Origin of the sequence: Pseudoteredinibacter isoporae, assembly GCF_011602085.1 — a bacterium.
In the GTDB taxonomy this organism is placed as follows: Bacteria; Pseudomonadota; Gammaproteobacteria; order Pseudomonadales; family Cellvibrionaceae; genus Pseudoteredinibacter; species Pseudoteredinibacter isoporae.
Map to the genome: position 1 here is coordinate 858,924 of NZ_JAAONY010000002.1, position 26,159 is coordinate 885,082.

At 50.8% G+C, this 26,159-nt stretch carries 19 protein-coding genes; 10 read left to right on the plus strand and 9 right to left on the minus strand.

Annotated elements, in window-relative coordinates:
• Positions 1-46 precede the first annotated feature (46 nt).
• The 4 genes from G8768_RS12305 to G8768_RS12320 all read right to left on the minus strand — a co-directional run bounded on the left by G8768_RS12305 (position 47) and on the right by G8768_RS12320 (position 7,520).
• Positions 47-1,930, minus strand: a complete 1,884-nt coding sequence (locus G8768_RS12305) for an MFS transporter (RefSeq protein WP_166846493.1) — start codon at positions 1,928-1,930, stop codon at positions 47-49.
• 37 nt (positions 1,931-1,967) lie between these two features.
• Positions 1,968-2,726 carry a helix-turn-helix domain-containing protein gene (locus tag G8768_RS12310; RefSeq protein WP_166846489.1) on the minus strand — a complete coding sequence of 253 codons (759 nt, stop codon included), beginning with the start codon at positions 2,724-2,726 and terminating at the stop codon, positions 1,968-1,970.
• Between the two features lie 148 nt (positions 2,727-2,874).
• Positions 2,875-5,187, minus strand: a complete 2,313-nt coding sequence (locus G8768_RS12315) for a YgiQ family radical SAM protein (RefSeq protein WP_166846486.1) — start codon at positions 5,185-5,187, stop codon at positions 2,875-2,877.
• 95 nt (positions 5,188-5,282) lie between these two features.
• Positions 5,283-7,520 carry a putative bifunctional diguanylate cyclase/phosphodiesterase gene (locus G8768_RS12320; RefSeq protein WP_166846483.1) on the minus strand — a complete coding sequence of 746 codons (2,238 nt, stop codon included), beginning with the start codon at positions 7,518-7,520 and terminating at the stop codon, positions 5,283-5,285.
• A 372-nt stretch (positions 7,521-7,892) separates the two neighbouring features.
• On the opposite strand from G8768_RS12320, the gene G8768_RS12325 reads away from it, so the two are divergent.
• The 4 genes from G8768_RS12325 to G8768_RS12340 all read left to right on the plus strand — a co-directional run bounded on the left by G8768_RS12325 (position 7,893) and on the right by G8768_RS12340 (position 12,362).
• Positions 7,893-9,356 carry a Ppx/GppA phosphatase family protein gene (locus G8768_RS12325; protein ID WP_166846480.1) on the plus strand — a complete coding sequence of 488 codons (1,464 nt, stop codon included), beginning with the start codon at positions 7,893-7,895 and terminating at the stop codon, positions 9,354-9,356.
• Between the two features lie 200 nt (positions 9,357-9,556).
• Complete coding sequence (locus G8768_RS12330) at positions 9,557-11,497, plus strand: sensor domain-containing diguanylate cyclase (RefSeq protein WP_166846477.1); 1,941 nt, start codon at positions 9,557-9,559, stop codon at positions 11,495-11,497.
• 111 nt (positions 11,498-11,608) lie between these two features.
• Entirely contained in the window at positions 11,609-12,082 is a 474-nt protein-coding gene (locus G8768_RS12335) for a J domain-containing protein (RefSeq protein WP_166846474.1), read from the plus strand.
• Positions 12,072-12,362 (plus strand): GIY-YIG nuclease family protein, encoded by a 291-nt coding sequence (locus G8768_RS12340; RefSeq protein ID WP_166846471.1) that lies wholly within the window; start codon positions 12,072-12,074, stop codon positions 12,360-12,362. The genes G8768_RS12335 and G8768_RS12340 overlap by 11 nt, the downstream gene beginning before the upstream one ends.
• Here G8768_RS12340 and G8768_RS12345 read toward each other — a convergent pair.
• Entirely contained in the window at positions 12,359-13,111 is a 753-nt protein-coding gene (locus tag G8768_RS12345) for a DUF599 domain-containing protein (RefSeq protein ID WP_166846467.1), read from the minus strand. The two genes, G8768_RS12340 and G8768_RS12345, sit on opposite strands and share 4 nt — an antisense overlap.
• 105 nt (positions 13,112-13,216) lie before the next feature.
• Here G8768_RS12345 and G8768_RS12350 point away from each other — a divergent pair, with 105 nt between their 5' ends.
• Positions 13,217-13,819, plus strand: a complete 603-nt coding sequence (locus G8768_RS12350) for a tRNA-uridine aminocarboxypropyltransferase (RefSeq protein ID WP_166846464.1) — start codon at positions 13,217-13,219, stop codon at positions 13,817-13,819.
• A 16-nt stretch (positions 13,820-13,835) separates the two neighbouring features.
• On the opposite strand, the gene G8768_RS12355 is transcribed toward G8768_RS12350, so the two are convergent.
• Positions 13,836-14,339: an energy transducer TonB gene (locus G8768_RS12355; RefSeq protein ID WP_166846461.1), complete on the minus strand. Its 504-nt coding sequence runs from the start codon at positions 14,337-14,339 to the stop codon at positions 13,836-13,838.
• A gap of 208 nt (positions 14,340-14,547) precedes the next feature.
• On the opposite strand from G8768_RS12355, the gene G8768_RS12360 reads away from it, so the two are divergent.
• Positions 14,548-15,306 (plus strand): class I SAM-dependent methyltransferase, encoded by a 759-nt coding sequence (locus G8768_RS12360; protein WP_166846458.1) that lies wholly within the window; start codon positions 14,548-14,550, stop codon positions 15,304-15,306.
• 85 nt (positions 15,307-15,391) lie between these two features.
• Here the strand turns inward: G8768_RS12360 and G8768_RS12365 are convergent, their stop codons facing one another.
• Both G8768_RS12365 and G8768_RS12370 read right to left on the minus strand, forming a co-directional pair.
• A complete protein-coding gene (locus tag G8768_RS12365; protein ID WP_166846455.1) occupies positions 15,392-16,735 on the minus strand; it encodes a peptide MFS transporter in 1,344 nt (447 codons plus the stop codon).
• Between the two features lie 48 nt (positions 16,736-16,783).
• The gene (locus tag G8768_RS12370; protein WP_166846452.1) at positions 16,784-17,911 is read right to left on the minus strand and encodes a serine hydrolase domain-containing protein; all 1,128 of its coding nucleotides are present in this window, start codon (positions 17,909-17,911) and stop codon (positions 16,784-16,786) included.
• A 305-nt stretch (positions 17,912-18,216) separates the two neighbouring features.
• Here G8768_RS12370 and aptA point away from each other — a divergent pair, with 305 nt between their 5' ends.
• The 4 genes from aptA (at position 18,217) to G8768_RS12390 (ending at position 24,437) form a co-directional block, all read left to right on the plus strand.
• Positions 18,217-19,509 carry an omega-aminotransferase AptA gene (aptA, locus tag G8768_RS12375; RefSeq protein ID WP_166846449.1) on the plus strand — a complete coding sequence of 431 codons (1,293 nt, stop codon included), beginning with the start codon at positions 18,217-18,219 and terminating at the stop codon, positions 19,507-19,509.
• A 55-nt stretch (positions 19,510-19,564) separates the two neighbouring features.
• Positions 19,565-21,637, plus strand: coding sequence for a TonB-dependent receptor (locus G8768_RS12380; RefSeq protein WP_166846445.1), 2,073 nt, complete (start codon positions 19,565-19,567; stop codon positions 21,635-21,637).
• A 197-nt stretch (positions 21,638-21,834) separates the two neighbouring features.
• Positions 21,835-23,121 carry a serine hydrolase domain-containing protein gene (locus G8768_RS12385; protein WP_166846441.1) on the plus strand — a complete coding sequence of 429 codons (1,287 nt, stop codon included), beginning with the start codon at positions 21,835-21,837 and terminating at the stop codon, positions 23,119-23,121.
• 23 nt (positions 23,122-23,144) lie between these two features.
• Positions 23,145-24,437, plus strand: a complete 1,293-nt coding sequence (locus G8768_RS12390) for a serine hydrolase domain-containing protein (protein WP_166846438.1) — start codon at positions 23,145-23,147, stop codon at positions 24,435-24,437.
• Positions 24,438-24,660: 223 nt separating this feature from the next.
• On the opposite strand, the gene G8768_RS12395 is transcribed toward G8768_RS12390, so the two are convergent.
• Positions 24,661-26,004: a P1 family peptidase gene (locus tag G8768_RS12395; RefSeq protein ID WP_166846435.1), complete on the minus strand. Its 1,344-nt coding sequence runs from the start codon at positions 26,002-26,004 to the stop codon at positions 24,661-24,663.
• Positions 26,005-26,159 lie beyond the last annotated feature (155 nt).

Sequence of the window (26,159 nt, forward strand, 5' to 3'; positions counted from 1 at the left end):
AATAATTGAGACTATCAAATACAAGAATCCGTAATCATCAAAACCACTAAGCCGCATTCCCTCTCAAGCCTTTAACCGCCTCTTCCAACCCTTCAGCACTGGCTTGCTCGGCAGCGACGGTATTACCCGCAACCACTTCTACTTTAGACCAGAAGCGACGCGGCCAGGACAACATGGCTTGGCCATTTTTATGGCTGAAGAAACTGCCCCACAACCCTTTCAATGCCATCGGCACGACAGGTACCGGGTTGCGTTCGAGAATCCGCTCAATGCCTGTTTTAAACTCATTGACAGCACCGGTTTCGGTCAGCTTGCCTTCGGGGAAGATGCACAGGAGGTCACCCGCTTCCAGGCCTTCCGAGATTTCATCAAAGGCGCGCTCATACGCTTCTTTATCGACGTGCTGGGAAATGATTGGAATCGTACGCCCGGTGCGGAAGATAAAATTCAATACCGGCAAGTCATAAATTGGCTTGAACATGATAAAGCGGATAGGACGACGTACAGCACCCGCCAGCAACAAGGCATCCATATAACTGACGTGGTTGCAGGCAATAATTGCAGCACCTTTTTCGGGAATTTTATCCAGATCCTTATGTTTCACACGATACATGGTGTGGCTGAGAATCCAGACCAGAAATCGCATGGTGAATTCTGGTACCTGATAGAAGATAAACAGAGCAATACCAATGTTCATCAAGGCAATGGTCAACAGGAAGTAAGGAATACTGAGATCCAGTACGGCCAGGAACACAACACCCATCAATGCGGAGCCCACCATAAACAAGGCGTTCATGATGTTGTTTACCGAGATCATCTGAGCGCGGGTTTTCTCTTCTGAACGAATTTGAATCACAGCGTACAGAGGCACGATGTAAAAACCGCCAAACACACCAATCATCATTAAATCGATGATCACCGGAAAACTGCCCGGGGCCATCAGGAATTGCAGAAAATCACCGTTATCGAGTGCCGTAAAACCCATCGCTGCAAAATAACTGTGAATGCCAAATAAGCTGATGCCGCCCGCGCCAAACGGTACAAGCCCCATTTCCACTTTATGGCCCGACATTCTTTCACACAGCAAAGACCCCAATGCAACACCCACAGTAAACACACACAGCAGAAAGGTCACCACCGTTGGATCACAACCCAGAACGTCTTTGGTAAATACCGGCAGTTGAGTCAGGTAAGCAGCACCAATAAACCAGAACCAGGAGATACCAAGTATCGAAAGGAAGACCACCCGGTTGCCACGTGCCATTTTAATCACACGCAGGGTTTGACTCAGAGGGTTCCAGTTGAAATTCAGTTCTGGATTCGACGCAGGCACTTTAGGGATAAACAGGCTGCTCATAAAGCCGACCAGGGAAACGGCAATGACTGCAATGGACACCCATAGCGTGGCCTGCTCGCTGTTGGCCAGAACACCCCCTAAAACCGTGCCCAATAAAATTGCACTGAACGTGCCCATTTCAATCTGAGCGTTACCACCCACCAATTCGGTTTCATGCAGAGCTTGGGGAAGAATCGCATACTTTACCGGGCCAAACATGGCCGATTGAAAGCCCAGCATAAACAGCACACTCATCATGGCCGGCACACTGTTTTGCCACATCGCCCAGGCCGCAAAACCCATGATGACCACTTCGAAGGCCTTAATCCAGCGGATCAAAGCTGCCTTATTGAATTTGTCCGCCAACTGACCAGCAGACGACGAAAACAGAAAGAAAGGCAGAATAAATAAACCAGCGGCGAGGTTACTCAGCACCGCCATCTGCTCGCTGTTCTGCCCGATGCTGAATACCAGCAGCACGATCAAGGCATTTTTAAATACATTGTCGTTAAACGCCCCAAAGAACTGGGTAAGGAATAAAGGCAAAAAACGTTTTTGCCCCAAAAGTTGAAACTGACTGCTGTGGCTCGACATGCTAGCTCCTTGTTTCATAATTTTCGCTGAGATGGCCTCAGGCAGTGGGAAATTGTTTACCGGTGCCCGGACGGCGCAAACGCTGAAAGCTCTGCACTTCCCAGGGTCGTATCGCCAACATCAGGCTACTGCCAAAGCGCTCGTCCAGTGGCAAATTTTTATCTTCTTCGGCCAGCTGGTTAAACTCGCGCGCCAGGCTTTCTATTTTACGCTGCATAATCGCATTTGCACTCGGTGATAGCATCGCATTTTGGAACAACATCAATTCACCGGGACCATCAAAATCAGCCGCAAAATAATCCGACTGAATCTGTTGACGAAAATACTGCTGAATCGGGCCATTTGGCAACCAGCGGAAACCGCGATCAACCAGTAATTTAATTCGATTATTGGGCAACAACTCAATCAAGCGTAGGCGATCCAGCTTGGCCAGCAGCTGAACACATTCAGCACCGCTCAGCTGGTAGGTGCCCACGATTTCGTGGAACTGCCAGCGGTTCAGGGCGCAAACGGCAACCAACAACAACTTGGGTTGATCCACCAGCTCTTGTTCCTGTTCCTGACTCAACTGACTGATGGCTTGCTGCCCCTGGGCTTTATTCGTCAGTTCAGCAACGGTCATGCCCAGCAGCTCACAAAGGCTGTCGAGGCGGTGCAGGGACAGATTGGCCGAGGAGAACAAACGCTTCACACTGGCCTCGCTCAACTCCAGGGCCTTGGCCACATGGGCGTAGGTTTTACCCTGGGCTTTGAGTTCGCGTTTCAGGCTATCAACAATGGCTTGGGTCTGGGACATAGCTACCTCAACTCATTCAAAATGATGAACAATTTGAGGGCTAGCTTGAAAGAAGGTTGCAGACTATGCAACCTTTAAAGACGGAAGTCGCAATTTTCAGCCTCAAAGGTATCAAATAGGGATACCTTTGAGACTCAGGCTACTGCCCCTAACGCTTACCGGGGCGAGGTCTGGCGGGTCTGGAGCCCGGCTTACCGCCGGCCTTTGCCCCAGGTTTGGATCGGTTTCTGCCATTGGCCGCTGCCTTGGGGCCATTGCTGGAATGGCCGCCCGAGGCCGATTTGCGCTGTCCGGCCGGGCGTTTATCCCATTGTCCACCACGAGCTTTCTGATACTGCCCTCGGCGCTGTTGGGTACGGGCACCGTCGCGGGTTGGAATAAGATGTTCCGGGCCATTGCCAATCACATCTTCCCGGCCCATCTCTTTTACCGCATCGCGCAACAGATCCCAGTTTTTGGAATCGTGGTAACGCAGCAAGGCTTTTTGCAAACGGCGCTGCTTGTAGTCTTTCGGTACATAGAGCTTACGCCCTTTGTAACTCAATTTTTTCAGCGGATCGCGTTCGGCATAGTACATCGCCGTGGCCAGTGCCATAGGTGATGGGTAGAAGGTTTGCACCTGATCGACCCTGAATTTATTGCGCTTGAGCCAGAGTGAGAGATTCAGCATATCCTCGTCTTCACAGCCGGGATGTGCGGCAATAAAGTAGGGAATCAAATACTGTTTCTTCCCGGCTTCTTTTGAAAACTTCTCGAACATTTTCTTGAAAGCATCGTAGGTACCAATGCCGGGCTTCATCATTTGGTTCAGCGGCCCGTCTTCGGTGTGTTCCGGCGCAATCTTCAGATAGCCACCCACATGGTGGGTCACAAGTTCTTTTACGTACTCAGGATCTTCTACGGCCAGGTCGTAGCGTAAGCCGGATGCAATGGCGACCTTTTTAATGCCGGGAATGGCTCTCGCCTTGCGATACAGTTCTGTCGTTTGCTTATGCGAGGTTTTCAGGTTTTTACAAATGCCCGGAAAAACGCAGGACAGGCGACGGCAGCTCGCCTGAATCTCGTCACTCTTGCAATTCAGGTGATACATATTGGCAGTGGGACCACCCAGATCAGAAATCTGCCCGGTAAAGCCCGGTACCTTATCGCGAATATCTTCCAGCTCACGAATCACAGACTCCTGTGAACGACTCTGGATCACTCGCCCTTCATGCTCGGTAATGGAACAGAAGCTGCAGCCACCAAAGCAGCCACGCATGATATTCACCGACGTTTTAATCATTTCATAGGCGGGAATATTCGCGTCACCGTATACCGGGTGCGGACGACGCTGGAAAAACAAACCGAATACCGCATCCATTTCCTCTGTGCTCAGTGGAATCGGTGGCGGGTTTACCCACAGTTCCTGTTTACCATGACGTTGTACCAACACTCTCGCATTATGCGGGTTGGCTTCCTGGTGCAAAACCCGGGAAGCGTGGGCGTACAAGGCAGAATCTGATTTCACCTTTTCAAACGACGGCAAACGAATATAGGACGGCTTATTACTTTCCCGTGCTTCAGCCTGTAATGGCATGGGAATAATTCGAATCGGTTCGGCTTTATCCGCAGCCGGGGGTTCTTCCCCGCTTTTACCAACCGCACACTCGCCGGGCTCTTCATAATCGTACGGGCTTTTTCCGTACGCTTCGGCCAGACTTTCGATATTTTTTGGCCAATCAATTCGCGTGGAATCAATTTCCAGCCAGCCTTCAGGCAGTGCCTTACGCACCACTGCGGTACCGCGAACATCGTCGAGTTGTGATACCGGCTCACCGGCTGAAAGTCGATGAGCAACTTCAGCCAGGGCGCGCTCGGCATTGCCATACAGCAAAATATCACCGGCCGCATCGAACAAAACCGATCGACGAACCTCATCACTCCAATAGTCGTATTGCGCAATACGACGCAAGCTCGCCTCAATGCCGCCTAACACCAGCGGTACATCACTGTAGGCTTCTTTGCAGCGCTGGCTGTACACAATCACCGCACGATCCGGGCGCTTATCAGGCTCCGCATCCGGGGTGTAGGCATCATCGTTACGCACTTTCAAATCAGCGGTGTAACGATTGATCATCGAATCCATATTGCCGCCGGTAATACCGAAAAACAGGTTCGGTTTACCCAAGGCTTTAAACGGCTCAGCGGAAGTCCAGTCCGGCTGGGAAATGATACCCACACGAAACCCCTGGGACTCCAGAAAACGGCCGATTACCGCCATTCCGAAACTGGGATGATCGACATAGGCATCACCGGTCACAATGATAATGTCGCAGCTGTCCCAGCCCAGTTCATCCATCTCGGCGCGAGACATGGGCAAATACGGCGCGGTGCCATAGCACTCTGCCCAGTATTTTGGATAAGAGAAAAGACCAGGGGCCGCAATAGGACCTGGCGAATTGCTGGAAATAGGTACAGTCATTGTGGGGATATATCAGGCTAGTTATGGCCTATTGTCCCAAAAAACGGGGCGCTGGCAAAGCCTAAAGTGATACTCGGCCCGGGAGTGCGCGGCAACTAAGCAAAGCAATCCGAGGAAGACCCTTCCCCGGAGTCCGACACCTCATCCAACAGAACCGATTGTAAGTTGCCATGGGCGCTCAATTGCAATAATTGCCCGGCCTGTTTGTGCAAAACATCCGGCGACATTGGCCGAGCGTAGAAAAAGCCCTGAGCTTGGGAGCAACCGGATTCAAGCAGCAGGTTAAATTGTTCCCGCTCTTCAACCCCTTCGGCGACAACATCAAGTTGCAGTTGGCTGGCCATTGCGACAATGGCACTGCACAGGGCCGCATCGGCAGGATTATGAGCCACTTCGTGAACAAAGCTGCGGTCGATTTTTACCCCGTCAACGGAGAAGCGTCTGAGATAACCCAGAGAGGAATAGCCGGTGCCAAAATCATCAATCCACACTTTCACCCCCAGACGGCGAATGGCGGTGAGGTCGCGGCCAATTTTATCTTCCTGGCTGGCAATGGTGGTTTCCGTCACTTCCATTTGCAGCAAACCCGGATCGAGCTGGTAACGGTGCAAACTGTCTCGCAAATCACCCACCACATCGCGCAGCTGAAATTCAGCGGCGGAGATATTCAGCGCCACGGGTAAATTACCCAGATCACTGCCCTGCCATTCTTTTAACTGGCGACAGACCTCCCGGGTTACCCAGCGCCCGATTTGCGCAATCAACGCAGTTTGTTCGGCCACCTCCAGAAAATAATCCGGGCCAATCAAACCACGCTGAGGGTGCTGCCAACGCAACAAAGCTTCGCTGCCGACCATTTGACGACGGCGAACATCAAACTTGGGCTGATAAAATAAACGCAGTTCTTTATTGTCAAACGCGTGCTGCAGTTCGACTTCCACATTGAGTCGTTTGATCGCCGACAGACTCATAAACTCGGCAAAAAACTGAAAATTATTCGGCCCTGCGGCCTTGGCCTGATACATGGCCATCTCGGCATTTTTTAATAACAGTGCCGGTGTTTTGCCATCTTCTGGACAAAGGCAAATGCCGATGCTCGCCCCCAGGTGCAACACATGCTCGCCATTATGCAGAGGTTCCAGCATGGCTGCCTGAATGCGCTGAGCGAGTAAAATCGCATCGTGACCGCCATCGATTTTGGGCAGTAGAATACCGAACTCATCTCCGCTGAAACGGGCCAGATAGGCCAACTCATCTTCGGCACAATCACGATGAAAGCTGGTGATGACCTGTCGTAAGCGCCCCGCCACTTCCAATAAAATCTCATCGCCAATCTCATGTCCCAAAGAATCATTGACGCGTTTAAACTGATCAAGATCGATGATCAGTAATGCGAAGGGCTGGCCACTGACCTGATTGTGTTTCAGTTGCTCTGCCAGCCATTTAAAAAACTGATGTCGGTTCGCCAAGCCGGTTAAACTGTCCCGGTAACTCAAACGAATCAGGCGACGTTGCTGTTCGTGTAAATGCTCGCCAATTTTTTGCAGGGCCGACGCCATGTCGCTCAGGGGGTCCCGGCTATTCAACTTTAAAGTCGAAAAATAATCCCCCTTGGCCAGAGTTTGGGCATAACGGCGTAAAGTACTTAGTGAAGCATGCTCACTGCGGGACAAAACCCAGGAAAAATAAGCCACCGCCGCCAGGCACATTGCAAACATAATCAGCAAAGCCCACCAGGTCAGACTGACTTCAGGCGGGCTTTCAACATCAACCGCATTTGCCGGTAGCGAGCTTAAGTTGAATTCGATCGCCAGGTTCAACAATCCTTGCCCCAGTTTATCAACCGCTTGCAGGAGCAGGCGCTGTTCCTGATCTTTGGCAAATTGCTGACCATTATCCAACGTCATCAGGTTGGAATATTTCCCGTGCAACAACTCGCTCAAGTTTTGTCCAGCAAATTCCTGGGGAAGCAAAATCGTATGTTGCTGGTCAATTAAAAAAACCTGTTGAACAACATCAAGCTCATGAAACTGAGAAAAAACACGCTGATACTGGAGAGAGATGGGTTTTGAGGTTTTGTTCGAGGAAAAAGGCAGTCTGGGAGAGGTTTGCAGGGATAGCCCCGCCATTTTGAGCAGCTGCTTTATCTGTGTGGTAGCCGATTGACGCCCCTGCTGCTGAAGCGCATCGGCGGTGGCCTGTCGATGATCCTGACTGTGAGTATTGAAAGCGTTATGACTGAGCAGGGTCAACAGCAGCGCCAGGCAAATAATCACGCTGCCCAGAGTAAGCGATAGAACTGCAGTTGATCGCTTTTGCGAAAGCTCAGCCAAGGGAACTCCAATACACTGCTACCCACCGTTATAAAATGGCTGCTTTCTCATCGCTGCAGGTGGGCTATTAAGTATTTTGTTTTTTAGCACTGCCTATAAAAGGCCGTACACAGCTAACTCTTCGTCTAGCCGAGCCGTAGAGTACCACAATTCGTTATATTAACTAGGACATTTTTACTACTTACAGCCACAGTAATCCCCAATTCCCGGGTTTGTTTTTAATAGACAGAAACCTCCCCCTTTGCAGGGCTTTAATATCCTCGAAGACCTGAAACCCGAAGCGATAAATGAGCCCACAGATTGTCCGAGATTAGCCAAATGGGGCACAGCAAAGTATCCTAAGCGCTTTCTTGATAACGCAAACGACACCGTATGACAGACACACCCCGCTACTACGCCGCCATTGATCTGGGTTCAAACAGTTTTCACATGATCATCGCCCAGGAACAGGACGGCAGTTTAACGGTAATTGATCGCGTTAAAGAGATGGTGCAAATCGCCCGGGGAATCAGCAGTGACGGTGACCTCGCCGAAGATGCGAAGGAACGTGCGCTGGATTGTCTGGCCTGTTTTCGCGAACGTCTGGCGGAGTTCCCGGCCTCCAGTGTTCGCGCTGTTGGCACCAAGGCGCTGCGCAGTGCCGACAACAGTGAATTTTTAAAGATTGCCCAGGACGCCCTCGGCCATCCCATCGAAACCGTTTCCGGTTACGAAGAAGCCCGCCTCGTTTATCAGGGCGTCAGCCATTCCATTCCTCAACAACAGGGCCAGACTCTGGTGGTGGATATCGGTGGAGGCAGTACCGAATTTATTATCGGCCACCATCAAACCCCACTGCTTCTGGAAAGTCTCAGCCTCGGCTGCGTTACCTTCAGTCAACGTCATTTTGCGGAAGGTTGTTCAACGAAAGCGATGAACAATGCCTATCTCGCCGCCTGTGCCGAACTGGAAGTCATCAGCAGTAATTATCGTCAGTGCGGTTGGGATATTTGCTTTGGTGCGTCAGGCACCGTAAAAGCGGTCGCCAATTATATTGACGGCAATAACGCATATATAGATCGCGAACGTTTGGAAACCCTGTTCAAAGATGTAGGGCGGAACGGCATCAATGCGACCGGAGAACTCGCCAAATTGCGTAGGGAAGTACTGCCGGCTGGTATTGCTATTCTGATGGCCATCTTCGATCAGCTGCAAATCGACAGCATGCACGTCTCCGACGCTGCATTAAAAGAAGGGTTAATTTACGATATTGTTGGCCGCCTGAGCGAACGGGATATCCGCGATCAAACCATCTCGCAAATGACCAAGCAATACCGTGTCGATCTGGCCCAGGCCGAACGCATCAGCGCATTCTCCCAAGCCTTGTTGCGAGAACTGCCTCTGGAAGAGGAATATCACAAACTGATTCGCCCGGCGCAGCTTCTGCATTGGGCCGCAATGGTGCATGAAATTGGTTTAACCATTGCTCACAATGACTACCACCTGCACGGTCACTATTTGATCCGCCACAGCGATATGGCCGGATTCAGCCGCCTGGAACAACACTGGATCGCCCAACTTCTGCGCCTGCAACGCAAAAAACTGCCCCTGACCCTGGCCGACAATTTGCCGAAAAACCTGAGCGCCTGTTTATTGTGTCTGCGTTTGGCGATTTTGTTACACCGCAAGCGACAGGATCTCACCCTGGATGTTCACCTTCAGCGCGAAGGTGACACTATCAAGCTGTGGGTAGAAAATCTCCTTGATCACCCACTGACCACTAAAAACCTGAAACAGGAACAGGAACAATTGGCCGCACTCGGTTTGCGTTTGGAACTGACCCCTGACAAACCCTGACCTGCCAGCGACAATCTTAGCCGTATAAAAAGGCACCGAAGTTAGGGCCCACTGACGCTTATTATCACCAAAGCATAAGCTGCCTTCTATGTGACGCAATTCACATTTGATTCTTGTATAGTCAAGCGCGACATGCCAAGATGCGCTCCTGCTTAAATAATCACCATTCCCACAGAAGCGACATACGGATAAATAGCGTAATGGTTAGGGACCTTTGGCCATTAGTGGTTGCAATCATTATCGCCCTGCTGGCTACCCTGCAACCGTACGCCAAGGTTCGTTCCTCCGAGTCGTTTCCAATTACTGCTCCCTTCCAGGAAGTCGATCTCAGCCAATGGGATTTCAGAGTCATAAAACTGGATCAACACTGGCGCTGGTATCCAAATCAACTGCTTGAACCTGGCAGCACTGACGTGGGCACGTCCCGTGAAATTGTCAGCTTGCCCCACTACTTTGCCAGCCAACAGGCACTCAGTGGTACGCGCCTCAATGTGGGCACCTATCGCCTGCGCCTTAAATTACCGGAAGACAGTTTTCGGCAGAATTTGAGCATCAGTGTGAGTCACGTTTGTAACAGCGCCAAAGTGTATTTTTATCCGCTCGGGCAAGAAAGTGGCCACCTCGACCCAATTCTGGAGGTCGGGAAAGTCTCTGCCAAGGCGGCGGAATATCGCGCAGAACTCGGCCAGTTCCACGCCCATTTGAACATCAAGCCTGGCCCCAGCCACTATGAATTGATGATTCAGAGCGCGGGATTCAATAGCCCCAACCCAGGCCTTTGCCAGACGCCCGTTCTCGGCAACAACAAAGCCTTGCAAGGCCTTGAGCAATTGCAGCTCCTTTGCCAGGGCTTTATCGTTGCTATTATTTTCAGCTTCGGATTGTATGCCATTGGTACCTCGGTATCCGGCAGCCGCAATCGGTCTTACCTGTGGATTGGCAGCGCAGCCGTCCTAATTGCGTTAAGTAAAGCCGCCCTCGACAACTTCTTCATCAACATTGATAACCCCAACAGCGATGCCGGCTACCGTCTGGCGGTGAGTCTGCTGTACAGCACAATCATGATTGGCGGCGCCCTCGCCGTGGGCTTTGTGCACCACAGCTTTCGTCTGCATTTTTTAAGCCATCGTTTTGTGAACGGCAATTTAATCACCGCGGTGGTTCTCAGTGTGCCCTTCTTTTTATTGCCCGCAGAATACAGCCGTGAGTGGATTATTGCCTTGTTGTTCTTCTCCGGGGTGCAGTACCTGCTTGTACTTTATCTGCTATACAAGGTGCTGAGCCATCGATTGATGTATGCCCGCCGCGTAACCCTTTATATTGCCCCACTGTTGATTGCAGTCCATCTGGAGCTGGCAGAATACTTAGGCTGGATGGCAGAGAATCAGTTTTTGCTCGCTTCTTTGGTCTTTTTGGTCATCGCACAGGGGCTTACCCAGAGTCAGAAACTCGCGCGCGCCAGCAAAGTGGCCTCTCGTTTGTCTCAAGGCTTAACAGATGAGGTGCAAAAACGTGTTGCGGATTTGCACCTCAAAAATCAAGAGCTGTTGCTCACACAAAAAGAACTGACCCGGGCCAATCGCGAACTGCGCGACTTGTCCGTAACGGATGGATTAACCTCGGTCTTTAATCGCATGTACTTCGATCGCCAATTTATATCGGAGTGGCAACGCTCCCGACGGGATCAGAAAAACCTCTGCCTGATGCTGATCGATGTCGATCACTTTAAACTGATTAACGATCAACACGGCCACTCGGCGGGCGATGAAATATTACGCAGCATTGCCAATTCCCTGCTGGATCATTTCAAACGCGGCAGTGATATTGTCTGCCGATACGGTGGTGAAGAATTTATTGTCATTCTCAGCGACAGCAGCAGCCTTCAGGCTTCACGCCTCGCCGAACAACTGCGCCAGAAAGTGGAAGACAATGATCTTCGCTACCAAGGCACGGAGTTGTCCATCACCATCAGTATTGGCGTTTGCGGTTTAACTCCCGGCCCCGAACATCAGCCATTGGATCTGCTCAATGCGGCCGATCAGGCTTTGTATCTGGCCAAGCGCGAAGGCCGTAACTGTGTTCGAGTAGCAGAACCGCCCGCACCCAATCAAAGCCGCCACAACGAACCCACACCAAGCTAGCCAGAAATCTGGACCGGACTGGGGCATTATCGACGCCCGCCCTAGTTTTTAAGAAGCCAATGGGGCAAAATTTAGATCTGATCCCGCTTGAACTTAGGAAGCTGATACTCCATGGCAAAGCTCATTACTTTACTGGCCCTGATTTTTTTGGCCTGGTACCTGCGCAATCGCTTTATTAACACCCCAAAGCCCGAGCGCAAACGCCTGGTGACAAGCTGGCTGCTGTGGGCAACCGTTGCTGCCGTGGTGGCAATGGCACTTACCGGGCGTTTGCATTGGATTGGTGGTTTGCTGGCCCTGAGCGTTCCCTTCCTTCGTCAGTTCGGTCTGTGGTTTATGCAGCGCAAGCTCAATCAGATGGATCAAAGCCAGCCCCAGGAAGCCACCCCCGAATCACAAATCGATCGACAACAGGCCCTGCAAATCCTGAACCTGACCGACAACCCCAGCCGCGAGGATATTATTCAGGCACACCGTAAGATGATGCAGAAAAACCACCCGGATCAAGGTGGCAGTGATTATCTCGCAGCCATGTTAAACCAGGCCAAAGACCTGCTGCTGAAAGATCTGGACGATGCCGGCTGAAGATAACTGGTGGGTCTACATCATCGAATGTGAAGACGGCAGTCTGTACACCGGCATAAGTAATCATCTGTTACGCCGCTGGCAACAACACCGTAGTGGTAAGGGCGCAAAATACTTCCGGACACGCCGTCCACTAAAAGTGATCTGGTTGGAATACCCCCATGACAAACGCAGTGCCGCCAGGCGCGAATACGCGATCAAACAGCTAAAACGTCAGGAAAAACTGGCTTTGATTCGCCAAAGCCCTGATGCAGAAAAAAGCGCAGGAACAGCAGCCTAGCGTTCCGCCCCCTCGCCCGGATGCGCCTTCTGTTTTAAGTTTTCACCATCGTCAATACTCAGCATCGCAGAAAGACTGCTGGAGCGGAATTCGCGAATGTACAACACCACGATCACGATCGTGACGGACACCGCCATCAAACGCGCATCAATAAACCAGGCCATGCTGGCGAGCGCAAAATAATAGGAACGCAATCCGTAGTTAAAACTGTGGCCGGCCTGATCCAGCACTTTGGCCGTGTATTTTGCATAGCGTTTTCTGGCAACAGGGTCTTGATCGTCATCTTCCGCCTGGGGGGCCGCCCCCAATAAAACAGAGACAAAACCAAACTGGCGCAGAGACCAGGTAAACGTAAAAAACGCATAGATAAATATGCTGATTAAAATCAGGAATTTGAGTTCGAGTTCCTGTGTACTTGCCGAAGCCGTAAACGGCAACAATTCAAGGGTTAGCTGTACCTTATCCGCTGCGGCCAATGCGGTCACCAAACCCGCCAGAACCAGCAGAGTTGTCGACGCGAAAAAACTCACATTTCTTTCAATGTTGGCCAACAAAGCCGCATCCCCGACGCGTTGTTCGCGAGTGAGAAAGCGTTCCATCCAATCCACCCGATAACGATGCAACACTGAGGCCAAACAGTCCGTGGTTTTGGCTTTCCTTTTTGCAAAACGGGTATAAGCGAACCAACAGCTCAACAACCACAGCAAAGCGAAAACATCATTGAGTTTAATAAACGAAAGGATTTCCATAGATAACCGTAAAGTGATTGCGTCGCCAAAACGTCTTCGATAGTAACGGGCTTATGTTAGCATAATGCCATTAGAGAAAGCGTTAGCCTTGAGAATTCATCCTCGATGACAGAGAAACCCCAAAAGCGAGCCAGCTGCCCACAATGCCACCGCCCCCTGCGCAGCTGCCTCTGTGATCTGATAACGACAGTGGACAATCAAGTACACATTCAATTGCTGCAACACCCAGGGGAAAGTCAGCACCCGAAGGGTAGCGCGATCTTGTTACAACTCAGTTTACATCACGTCACCACATGGATTGGTGAGCAGTTTCCAGAGCTGGAACCGGCAATCAAAAGCAGCACGTTTCAGGATGTACTGCTCTACCCCGAAAATAATGAGTCAAATTGCAGCCAAGCCTTTGAGCACAGCACAAACGATGCTCGCCCATTGCGACTTTGGGTGTTGGATGGCACCTGGCGAAAAACTTACAAAATGCTGCAGCTGAACCCGGCATTACAGAATCTACCCCGTTTTACTCCGAATCCGGAACAGACAAGCCAATACCGTATTCGCAAAGCCCCGAAGGACGGGCAGCTTTCCACATTGGAAGCTTGCTGCCACGCATTGTCAGAGCTTGAGCATTCACAGGAGAAATACCGGCCCTTACTGTCAAGCTTTGATCAGTTCAATCAACGCTGGATGAGTTTTCAACAAAGCAGTAAGTAATGGGGTTTATTCGGATCTATCTAAGCCCGTACTCCATTTTGAATTTGCATTGGACTTCTACCGCTTCGCCGTTCTGACGGGCAGGTTCAAACCGCCAATCCGCAACAGCGGCGGCTGTATGATTGAAGAAGGCCCGATGATTGGATTCAATGTCTTGAATATCCTTCACCCGGCCCTCCCTGGTTACAATCAGCGAAACAATAGAAACACCAGCCTGTCGCGCCATTAGCCTTTGCACGGGATAAATCGGAGACTTGCCTTCAATGAGCTTTGGCTGAATCTCAGTTGCCGGCACGCAACGGTCCAGTACCTGCTCAGGCAGTGCCTGCTGGTTTGAGTAGCCTTTCTTTCGGGGGACAACCTCACAGGCACTTAAACCTGCAATAACGGCAGCGGCACTGACAGCTGCCACCAGGGTAGAAAACGACAATTTCATCAACAAAATCCTTTGCAACAAGACATCCAGCGGGGTTGCAAGCAACACCTCAGAGAAAAACGAGCCTAATTCAAAGGTGATCAAGCCGCAACAATAATCCTTTTCAGGAATCTATATATCCTCGCTTCATTCACCCTTCATATCGCTCAACTCAACGCATTGAACTTCGTCATCACTCTGGATTCGACAAAGCCTGATGATAGGATTCCAGACTGCTTTTTCTTCGGTGGAATTGACCACCTGAAGCTGCTGGATATTCACAACGATAACTCGAACGAATTAGGAATAGACTATGCGATTGACATCAGCACTCTGTATCACCGCCGCGGCCTTTAGCGCCAACTTGTGGGCCGACAGCTTTGACGCCACCAAAGCCAAGCTTCAGTCCGCCATGCAAGCTGAAATCCGAACCGACAAAGAAACCGCTCGTGATCGCAATCGCATGCCGGTAGAAACCCTGGAGTTCTTCGGCCTGCGCGACAATATGAAAGTTGTGGAGTTTATTCCCGGTGGCGGTTGGTACACCAAGCTGCTGGTTCCCGTTATGGCCGAAAACGGCGAATTCCACGCTGCCCTGGGCACCAGCCGTATCGCTAAATCCCTGGCTGGCAAACCCGGTTTTGAAAAGATGAATATCGTCAAAAACGATGCGAAGTTCAGCCGCAAGGACGGTGCTCGCTTTTCGGACCTGAACTTTAGCGACATCGGCGTTAAAGATGCGGATATCGTATTCACCTTCCGCAACTATCACAATCTGAGCGATAGCGGCCGTGCGGCCATGAACCAGGCAGCCTGGCAGGCACTGAAACCTGGCGGTGTTTATGCAGTGGTTGACCACACCGCTCGCCATATGGAACCCGGCACCAACAGCAATCGACGTCGCTTCGACCCGGTTAAAGCCATCAAGGAAATTCAAGCTCAGGGCTTTGTCTTTGAGGATTATAGCGATCTGCACTATCGCGAAGATGATGAGCTTCGTTACGAAGTGGGTGTTAAGTCGGTCACCGGCAACTCGGATCGCTGGACCTTGAAGTTCCGCAAGCCAAAATAAGCGGCTCGCAATCCAGCAATTCAAGGGCTGCCTCATGCAGCCCTTCTTATATTCTCTTCCCCGACTTTCCGTAAAACCTCGGGCATCAGGCTCCGCTGCTCTCCTCCGGCCAACGATAATTTCTCACAGCGAAGAAAATTACCGCACCCACAAAAGCAATTCCCGCATGCATGAGCCAGAATTGAGCGTGACTCAGGGTTTGATAATACGCTCCCAATTTGCCGCTGATCAGGCTGCCGAGAAAAATGGCCAGATAGAAAGCCCCCACCACCATGGAATTCACTGATTCCGGAGCATGACGGGATGCCAATGACAAGGCGATGGGTGCAGAATAAAGATAGGCAAAGGCACATAGAAAATGAAACAGCAGAGGCCAGATGACGGCCACCGACGCACCCGCACTTTGCCACTCCGCCAAGGCCAAAACCAAACAAGCTAATGCGAACAAGCCACAGCCCATAGCAATTTTTAAAATATCCAAAGGCTCTCGGTCGTTTTGGCGTTGTTTGTTCCAGAAGGCCAGAAGAGCCGGCGCAACCAGCAATACCGCCAGGGTGTCAATGGATTGAAACCAGGTTACCGGAATCGTGAAATCCAATAGCTCGCGATCAATTCTGGCTTTTACCCAAAGCGGATACACATTCCAGACCTGGGTCTGGCCAATCCAGTAGAGTGAACTCAAAATCAAAACAAACAACAGTGCCCAAACCGTACGCCATTGAGCTGAATTAAGCGCTTGCCCATTCTTTTTCCGCTCAGGGTCAACAGGTAGGTGTTTGGCACCCGACAGGTAAATTGCTATTCCAACCAGCATACCCAGCCCTGCCAGAGAGAATCCATAGTGCCAGCCGTACAGTTCGCCTAAAGTGCCGCAAGCCAGCGGCGCCAGAAAAGCGCCGACATTGATGGCTATTGAGTAGTAGGAATAAGCCGTGTCTCGGCGCTTGTCATCGCTGGCATACAGTGCACCTACTTGCGCGGCCAGATTCCCTTTCAATAAGCCCGACCCCACAATCAGAGCCAACATGGCAGCGAGAAAGCTGGATTCGAACGCCATCAAGAAATGTCCGACTGCCATGCTCAGGGCGCCCCATAACACAGCGTTTCGACGCCCCAGAACACGGTCCCCGAGCAAGCCTCCCAGCACGGGCATAAAGTAAACCAGACCAATATAAGCACCGAATAACTGAGCAATTAACGCTTGGGTACTGAGTTCTCCGAACAGCATCTGCATCACGCTGCGCATCTGCTCAAAGCCGGCGACCTGTCCGACAATTTCAGGAGTGAACAGATAGTCGGTCATATACAAGACCATCAAGGCCTGCATGCCATAAAAAGAAAAACGTTCCCAGGCTTCGGTAAAAACGATATACGCCAGGCCGCGAGGTTGCCCCCAGATTTCCTTGGACGAACTCAATTGTTCTTGCATGTACTACCCTTTATTTTAAAAGCCGCCGACAAGGCATAGCTATTATCGTCATTTGCTCTGGCGACAAAATGCATTGAAAAAGTCATCATCCAATATTGGGGAATCTCCCAGTGGACGTGATCGCTGGCAAAACATGACGGCCAGACAATTGTCCTGGGGACTGATATAGATACGTTGACCAAATATGCCGCGGGCACTGAAGGCGCGCTTGTCAAAATTTCCGTTCTGATCCGCGAGTGACCACCACATAAAACCATAGGGCACCAGTGTATCACCGATCTGAGTGGGGCCGGCGGCTTCGTGCAGCCAATTGCTCGGCAATATTTGCTGCTCCCCGATCTTGCCGCCCGCCATAAAGAAACGGGCAAAACGGGCATAATCTCTTAAGCGGGCATTAAAACCGCTGCCCGCGATTTCAAGACCACCCGGGTTTTCCTGCCACCAACTCGCATCGGCTTCCATACCGAGGGGGTGCCAGAGCTTCTCCTGAAGATAATCGGCCAACCATTGGCCCGTAGCCGCGCGCAACAAGGCACCGACGATATGTGTTTCACCCGTACTGTAATTCCAGTGATCACCGGCCGGAAACAACTTCTTCAGGCCGGACATATAGCGGCAGATTGCATCGGGGTTTTGCTGGATTTGCAATTCCAAAACCGCTCGGCGATGGGACTCGGGATTGGTGTGATCTTCATTCCACTCAGCCCCGGAGCTCATCAGGAGCAATTGCCGAACGCTTACATCGGCATACGCACCGCCTTCGAGTTCGGGCAAATAGTTAACTAACAGATCGTCCAGGCTTGAGATTGCCCCCTCCTGAATCGCAACACCCACCAGCGTAGAGGCGATGGATTTTGCCATGGACATCGACAACCAATGGTTTTCCGGGCGAAAGCCAAACTGATAATTTTCAAAGCAGACCTTCCCGTCTTTCATCAACAGCAAACCCACAATACGATTTCGGGAAATATAATCGTAGAGATTGCAGGATTCCCCTTCGGACTCGAATGAAAAGGAATGATGGTCCCATTCCGTGTATTCCAACGGACTGACTTGTTCCGCTGCCGTCAGACGTCGAACCGGGAAAAAGGAATCCGCCGCCGAAAAAAATTCAAACTGCTGATCTGGCATGATCAAACCGGCATAGGCCCGGCGCACATCAATACTCGTTTGCATGAAAAAGCCTGTTATTTTTATCGTCTCTTCTTATATGCACGCCAGCAATCAATCAATTGCCAAGACCATTTTGCGTGCCAGGCCAATACGTTACTGGCCATACGCACGTGAATAGCGATGCATATAAACGCTTGGATTTATCATATCCCTTCACTGAGTACTTGCCTGTTGCCTAAGCTTATCGCCTTGGTGTGCTTGCCACACCAGCGGTGCATCAAGCACACCCCCCAGGACAGCTTTGGCATCTCCCCAGCTTGAATCGAGCAAGCTAGAGTGAACCCATCGTAACTCTGAGGTTCTATTCGATGACACTCGACAAGCACTGGATGCCGTTCACGGCAAATAAAAATTTTAAGGCGGCGCCGCGCATGATCCAATCGGCGGAGGGTATGTATTGGACCTGCGATCAAGGTCAAAGCATCCTCGATATGACCGCCGGACTTTGGTGTACCAATTTAGGGCACAGTCGAACCCAGGTGGCGGAGGCGATTTTTCGCAGCGCCCAGACTCTGGATTACGCCCCCTCTTTCAATTTCGGTCACTCTGACTCCTTTGTGTTAGCAGAGCGCTTAGCGCACTTGTGTCCCGGTGATTTAAACCGGGCTTTTTTTACCACCTCCGGATCAGAAGCGGTCGATACTGCACTTAAGATTGCCATGAGCTATCAAGTGGCTCGCGGCAAAGCTGGCAAGAAAATGATTATTTCAAGAGAGCTGGCCTATCACGGTGTAAATCTTGGTGGCACAGCCGTTGGCGGTATTCCAGTGAACACCCGCAATTATTCCCGCTGGGCCAGTGTTGATCTTTTGCCACACACACTCGACATCGAACGCAATGCGTTCAGCCGCGGTTTGCCAGAGTTCGGCATTGAACGCGCAGAAGTTTTACAACAGCTGGTTGAGCTGCATGGTGCCGAAAATATTGCAGCGGTTATTGTCGAGCCCATCTCCGGCGCTGGCGGTGTCATTATTCCACCGGAGGGTTATCTGCAACGTCTTCGTGAAATCTGTGATGAGCATGACATATTGCTGATCTTCGATGAAGTGGTATGCGCTTTTGGTCGAGTGGGTTCATTCACCGCCGCACAGGAGTTCAATGTCACGCCGGACATGATGACTATGGCCAAAGGGCTGACCAGTGGCACCGTGCCTATGGGTGCCGTCATGGTGGATGACAAAATCTATAACACCATTGTCGATGCGAGCGAAGGCATCGAATTCTTCCACGGTTACACCTACTCGGCCCATCCTCTGGCCTGTGCCGCTGCACTGGCCTGCCTGGATATCTATGAGAAAGAAAATCTCTTTACCCGCGCGCAAAACGGTGTAGGCAAATATCTCGAACAGGTACTCCATCGCTTGAAAGATCTGCCCGGCATTATTGATATCCGGAATTACGGTTTATTGGGCGCCGTTCAATTTGAAGCCCAGGACAATGACATCCCGATGGGCAGCCAAGTGTTTGCGAAAGCCTGGGAAAACGGCCTGATGATCCGTGGGGCTGGCGACAGCATTATCGTTTCTCCACCGCTGATTCTCGAAGAATCTCATATCGACGAGTTTTCCGAAAAAATCTGGCAATCCATTAAATCCATATAAAAGGATCAACCGGAACCAAACCGACATTTAGCTAATAATAATAACGAGGCACGTTATGAAACCTGTAAGTTTTGCAGTAACCGCACTCTCCCTGGCAATCAGTCAAATCAGCCATGCCGATACTGAGCGCATGGAAGAAATCATTGTGACCGCACAGAAGCGCGAACAACGACAAATTGAAGTTCCCATCAGCATGACCGCCATCAGTGGTGAAGATATTCAGCAAAAAGGTGTGCAGAACCTTCAGGACTTATCGTTCAATGTTCCTGGCATGTCGCTGCGCGAAGATGGTCCGGGCAGTTATTTAATCTTTATGCGTGGCCTCGCCAATACCGATTCGGCGGGCGCTCTGGTTGGTGTGTACATTGATGAAATGCCGATGACCCTGACCGGTTACGATCAATTGGATATGCGCCCGCTGGATCTCGAACGCGTTGAGGTTCTGAAAGGCCCACAGGGCACATTGTACGGCCAGGGCTCCATTGCGGGTACGGTAAAGTATGTCACCGCCGCCCCTAATCCGAACGAGTTTCAAGCCAAGGCTGCCTTAAGTCTGGCCGATGTCGATGGTGGTGAAAGCCATAAAACCGCGACCGCCGTTGTCAATGTACCGGTTGTGGAAGATGTGTTCGCAGTGCGCATGGCCGCGACGGTTGAGCGAGACGGCGGCTGGCAGGACCAGCCTGAAGCAGGCATTGAAGACGGAAACTACCAGGATCTCGAACACATTCGTCTGCGTGCGCTCTGGACCCCCAACGATCGCCTGGATGTTAATGCCACCTTTATTTCTCACAGCAATTTCAGCCAGCTGGGGCTGGGTTATGAGCAACCCGATCGCACCGTTGATGTTTCCATTGACCCTTCGCGAGAACTGGTGCCAAAAGACTATAACTACCGTATTGCCAACCTGACGGTCTCTTATGACTTTGAACATTTCCAGGTATTGAGCACCACAACTCATGTTGACCATCAACACCAGTATCCATTCACTTACATCGGCACCGAGCAAACCATTCACGGTGGTAATCTGGCCGGCATCAGTGATATTCAAGTAGATGTTGAACAAATCACCCAGGAACTTCGTTTCAGTTCAAACGGTGAAGGTCCATTGAATTGGACCGGCGGGTTCAGCATGCAGAAGCTTGACCGGGATCTGGTTTCCTATCGTGACCTGCGTTATTTTGACGCAATCTTTGTGTTGGCACCGTTTGTCTCCCAGGACATCTCTGAAAACTTTGCCGTTTTTGCCGATGCTTCCTATCAACTTACCGATAGGTTGGAGTTGGGTGTTGGTCTGCGTTACTTTGAAGATGATCGTGAAACCTTCGATGGCGAACGCCTGCTGACGGACACCTTTGATTCCGTCGATCCAAGACTGTATTTAAGCTATGCCCTGAGCGACGACATGAATGTTTACATGAATGTCGCCAAAGGTTTCCGCAGTGGCGGCTTCAACGCAGCGGGCTTGCCCAGCTACGAGCCGGAGTCCGTGATCAACTATGAAGTGGGTTACAAAGGTATTCTGGCGGACAACCGCGTAAATCTTCAGCTTGCGGCCTATTACACAGACTACAAAGATATGTTGCGTCGAGGCCTGCTGTTCATTCCTGAGATAAATACTTTCCAGGAACTCACCAGTAACATCGGTAATGCCGAAGTCAAAGGCCTGGAAGGCGCTGTCGCCTGGAATGTGAACGAACACCTGAGTCTCGATGCCTCGTTCAGCTGGATTGACAGTGAAGTGACCAGTGTTGATGCCCAGGACGCTACCAACAAAGCCGGCGATCCAACCGACTACGTGCCCGAGTGGAGTTATACGCTTGGCATGAACTATCAATTCGAATTGGCCGACCAATGGCCAAGTTACCTGCGCTTGGACTACAGCTACCGCGATGAAGTCAGCTATGTGGATCGCACATCATTTACCGACGAGAACCTTCCACAAATGTCCGACAAGTTGAACCTGTTGAACGCACGCTTCGGCATTGATTTTGATGGTTACGGCGTCGAGCTGTTTGCAACCAACCTGACCAACCAGAACAAATACATTGATCCGTATATTGCCTGGAAGAATGCAAACAGGACGAAACCCAGAACCATCGGAATAAAATTCAACATTGAATTTTAAACGAATGGCCCGCCTACCTCGTAGAGCGGGCCTTTACATTTAACCCGATGTAAAAGCATCAATAACAGTAATCACATATCATCAAGCGACGACCGACACTCAGATCACTACCTCAAGCTCACAGACTGTCTGTCACCCTTTTCAGCGCTTGAATATGGCTAGCCTGCAAACAATAACTCACATCCTGGAGCATAAAAATGAAGAAAATCCTGGTTATTTCAGGCATTTGTATATCGGCAGTCCTGCTGTATTTCTACCAAGATCTGCAAACCATTCGTGTTCTGCTTGCCTATGAAAAAGCCTTCTCGGCGGAATACATCGATGAGAGCTTTCGCAGCTTTCATCATCAGTACCCCTCCGTCGAGGTCAAGAACTCAACATCGGTTTATACCCTTCAAAGACCCGAACAGGAAGCCAAACTTCCCGTGTCTTTTGATTACGAGGGCGAAACCAGAAATATTGATGAATGGGTTCAACGAAGTCATACCACCGGCATTGCCATTTTGAAGGACGGCAAGCTGGTTTATGAAAAATACTATCGTGGTAATGACGAAAACAGCCATGCCATCATCATGTCTGTGTCCAAGTCCATGGCCTCGATGCTGATCGGAAAGGCGCTGGAAGAAGGCCATATAGAATCCGTGAATGATCCGGTGACCAAATACCTGCCCGAGTTGACCCAGAGCGCTTATGGAGATGGCGTCACCATTAAACAATTATTGCAGATGTCCTCCGGTGTTCGCTGGAGTGAAGATCTTGATGATCTGGACTCCGACATCGTGCAGTCTATCGTCGCCTCCCTGCTGGGCTCACTGGATGATTTTGCCGCAAGCATGGTGCGTGAACATACTCCGGGAAGTTATAACCGCTATGCCAGTGTGAATACCCAGGTTTTGGGTATGATTATCGAATCCGCAACCGGCGACAGCTATCAGGATTATTTTGAGAAGCATCTGTGGTCGAAACTGGGCGCAGAAAAGAGTGCGTTCATTCAAGTCGACAGCACCGGCATGCCTCTGGTGTATAGTGGTGTGAACATTGTCTTGCGAGATATGGTGAGGTTTGGCCAGTTGTATCTGGAAGAAGGCAAAAACTACCAGGGTGAGCAAATCATCAACAGCAACTGGGTACATGAATCCATACAGGTTGAAGAAGATCACTTGAAACCCGGTGTAAACAATCCGGCGTCAGATTCCGGTTTTGGTTACGGCTATCAGTGGTGGATCCCACTCTACCCGGACGATGACTATACCGCGATTGGGATTTACGGTCAGTTCGTTTATGTAAACCCAAAGCATAATGTCGTCATCGCCAAAACCTCGACTTATCCGTCATACCCCATTGACGGGGCGTATATGGATCACGAATCGCTCCTGGCTTTCCAGCAAATCGCCAGACAACTTGAAAGCTCGATCCCTGACGATTCGCCTCAAAATACATCAACGCCTACTGCCTTACCACAACAGGCACAGGCGGGTAACTAATTACTCTTTATCAGGACAACACTATGAAAAAAATTCTAATCAGTATCGCTGTTGTGGCAGCCGGAGCCTTTGCATGGTTCTTTCAGGATATCCGGGAGCTGCATGCCTTGTACCTCTACGCCGATGCGTTCAAAGCGGAAAACATTGATAACAATTTCCGCAGTTTCTACAAGCAATACCCCTCCCTGAAAATCGCCCAGCAGGGACCGGTTTATCCATTGCCCAAAGAAGATTCGAAGAACGCGCTTCCCAAACACTACCTTTACGATAAGGAGCAGCGGGAAATCGTAGAATGGATGCAACGCACTCACACCACCGGCATGGCCATTATGAAAGATGGCAAATTGATTTATGAACAGTATTTTCGCGGAAACACCGAAGATACCCAGTCGATTATTATGTCGGTTTCCAAGTCCATGGCCTCGATGTTGATCGGTGTTGCCGTGGAAGAGGGCCATATCGATTCGATTGAAGATCCGGTTATTAAATATGTGCCAAGCCTGAAAGGCAGTGCCTATGATGATGGCGTGACTGTAAAACACGTTTTGCAGATGTCCTCCGGCGTACGCTGGGATGAGGACTACGGCAACCTGGATTCCGATCTGGTTCGCTCGGTAGTGGCCACCCTGCTCGGCTCTCTGGACGAATTTTCCGGTACCATGGTGCGCGAAAATGCGCCCGGCAGTTACAACCGCTACGCCAGCATCGATACGCAAGTGCTGGGTATGATCATTCGCGAAGCAAGCGGTAAAAGCTATCAGGACTATTTCAATGAAAAGCTCTGGTCCAAACTGGGTGCTGAACACGACGCTTATTTGCAAACCGATGCGGTTGGTGAACCTCTGGTTTACGGCGGCGTGAACGTTACCCTGCGCGACATGATTCGTTTTGGACAGTTGTACATTAACGAAGGCAGGAATTATAAGGGTGAAAGTCTGGTGAATTCGGAATGGGTTCGCGTGTCCACCATCCCATTGGGCGACCATGTGCAACCGGGAATCGACAATCCACAATCCGATTCAGGCTTTGGCTATGGTTACCAATGGTGGATTCCCATGCAGCCAGACGATGATTACAGTGCGATTGGTATTTACGGGCAGTTTATCTACATCAACCCCAAACGTGGCGTTGTGATTGCAAAAACCTCCGCTTACCCGAACTACACGGTTGATGGCGGCTGGATGAATCATGAATCACTTATTGCTTTCCAGCAAATTGCCAAACATTTGAGCGGCCCCGATGGCTCAACTGACAACGAAAACCGTATTGTTCAATTGACAGCTACTGAAGACCTCCCCGCTGCCAGCGAGGAATAAATACCTCAGCCATTGCTCTGGTTTACACAAACCAGAGCATCCCCCCTTTTATACATTACCCAGTTACTCATCCCGTACCGCGAGCAACCGTGTTTTAAAAACAAAAAAAGGCCCGCAGAGCGGGCACCAAGGGGTGGAGAATCATCACCACGGGTCGTGGCAATTTTTCAGGTTTTTATCCAAGCGCTTCCTGCAACCAGACAAAACCACTGAAAATCTTGAGTTAAGGCTGCTTGGTCGCCACTTGCTGCCAAGGCCCAGGGTTGATAATCAACTGCTGGTTCTCCAGAGCCAGAACCAGAGGATATCGACCCGGTACCGTCAAACGACCATTGGCCGTCATAAACAATTCGGTGTCCTTACCGGGATCAAAAGCGTAGATCGATTTTTCCCCGCTGGCGGTGGCAAACAAACGCTCACCTTTTTGCGATATTTTCAGGCGATGTCCGGGTCCGAACTGGTATTCACCCTGAATGTCTTTACGCAGCTTGCTTGGGATCGCCTGGCCACTCTTGGCTTGACGCTGGGGCTGTTCAGGCACCGCACTCAGGATCGCATCCCACATCAACTCACTGGCCGCTACACCCAGGTTAACGGGTGCCATATCGGATTTTTCCAGTTCCTGAGTCGACACCGCATACAGCACGTCACCATCGTAAATCGTGCCGAAAGGCTGCAACGCACGCCCCATGGAGGTGTGAACCTGTACCGCCAAACGTTTCAGTTCAGCCGGGTCCAGAGCCTGATTGGTAACCACTAAACTGATGGTGGTGTTTTTCTTGGCAAAGTCATTTTCCGGCCACGCGCCAGAAACCCACTTGTGCAACAGGTCTTTGGTTTTCAGCGGCTCGGGCCAATCCTTGTCGCCGTAACAAGCAACAACATTGCCATCACGGTCATTGATAACCCCCAGAGCATTAACCACCGTGAATGTGGCGATCTTTACATCACCGTACTGGGCGTATGCGCCGCCCTGCCCTGAATGCGCATGACAGCCGAACAGTCCACCACTGATGGCAGAACGACCGGCTCCTTGCGCTCCCAGAGGAAACTGGCCGGTTTTAGCGGCACGAAACGCGGCCTGGGCCAAACGCTTGTCCGGATAAATTTCATTCAGACGGCGGCCACCAAAATCAAAAATAATCGAGCCCACCGACATAGCAATATTGGGCACTTCGGCAAAAGCATCGCCATCGCGCAATCCATCGTCTTTCAGGGCACTGGCAACCGCAGTTGTCGCTTCCAGGCCATACCAGGAACCACCAGCAAATACGATACTGTCCAACTCCGCCATATCGTAGCCAAGCTCCATATAAGGCGCATTGACCGTTCCTGGGCCACCCCCACGACTATCAACCGCCACACTCACTTTTTTATCAAAGTGAAACACCGTCACCCCGGTTGGGCCCGCCGGATACTCACCGGTACCCACTCGCAATATTGGCCAGTCAAAGGTCAATGTCCGTTCTGCCGGAGCATTGATTTTCATGGTTAAATCAGCCTGGGGATTCACCTCAGCCTGAGCTGTGGCAACCATCAGTATGGGCATAGCATGAGCGAAACGCATAGGTAGCTCCTGTAAGTTTGGAAGATGATTCTAGAGGAAGAAAGTATGGGAGAAAGCTGCGTAATACGTTGCCTATGGTGACATCCACACACCACTTGCAACATTGATAGACAGGTGAGCTTTTTCAGGCTGGTGTCTTTTCGCTTGGTCTTTTG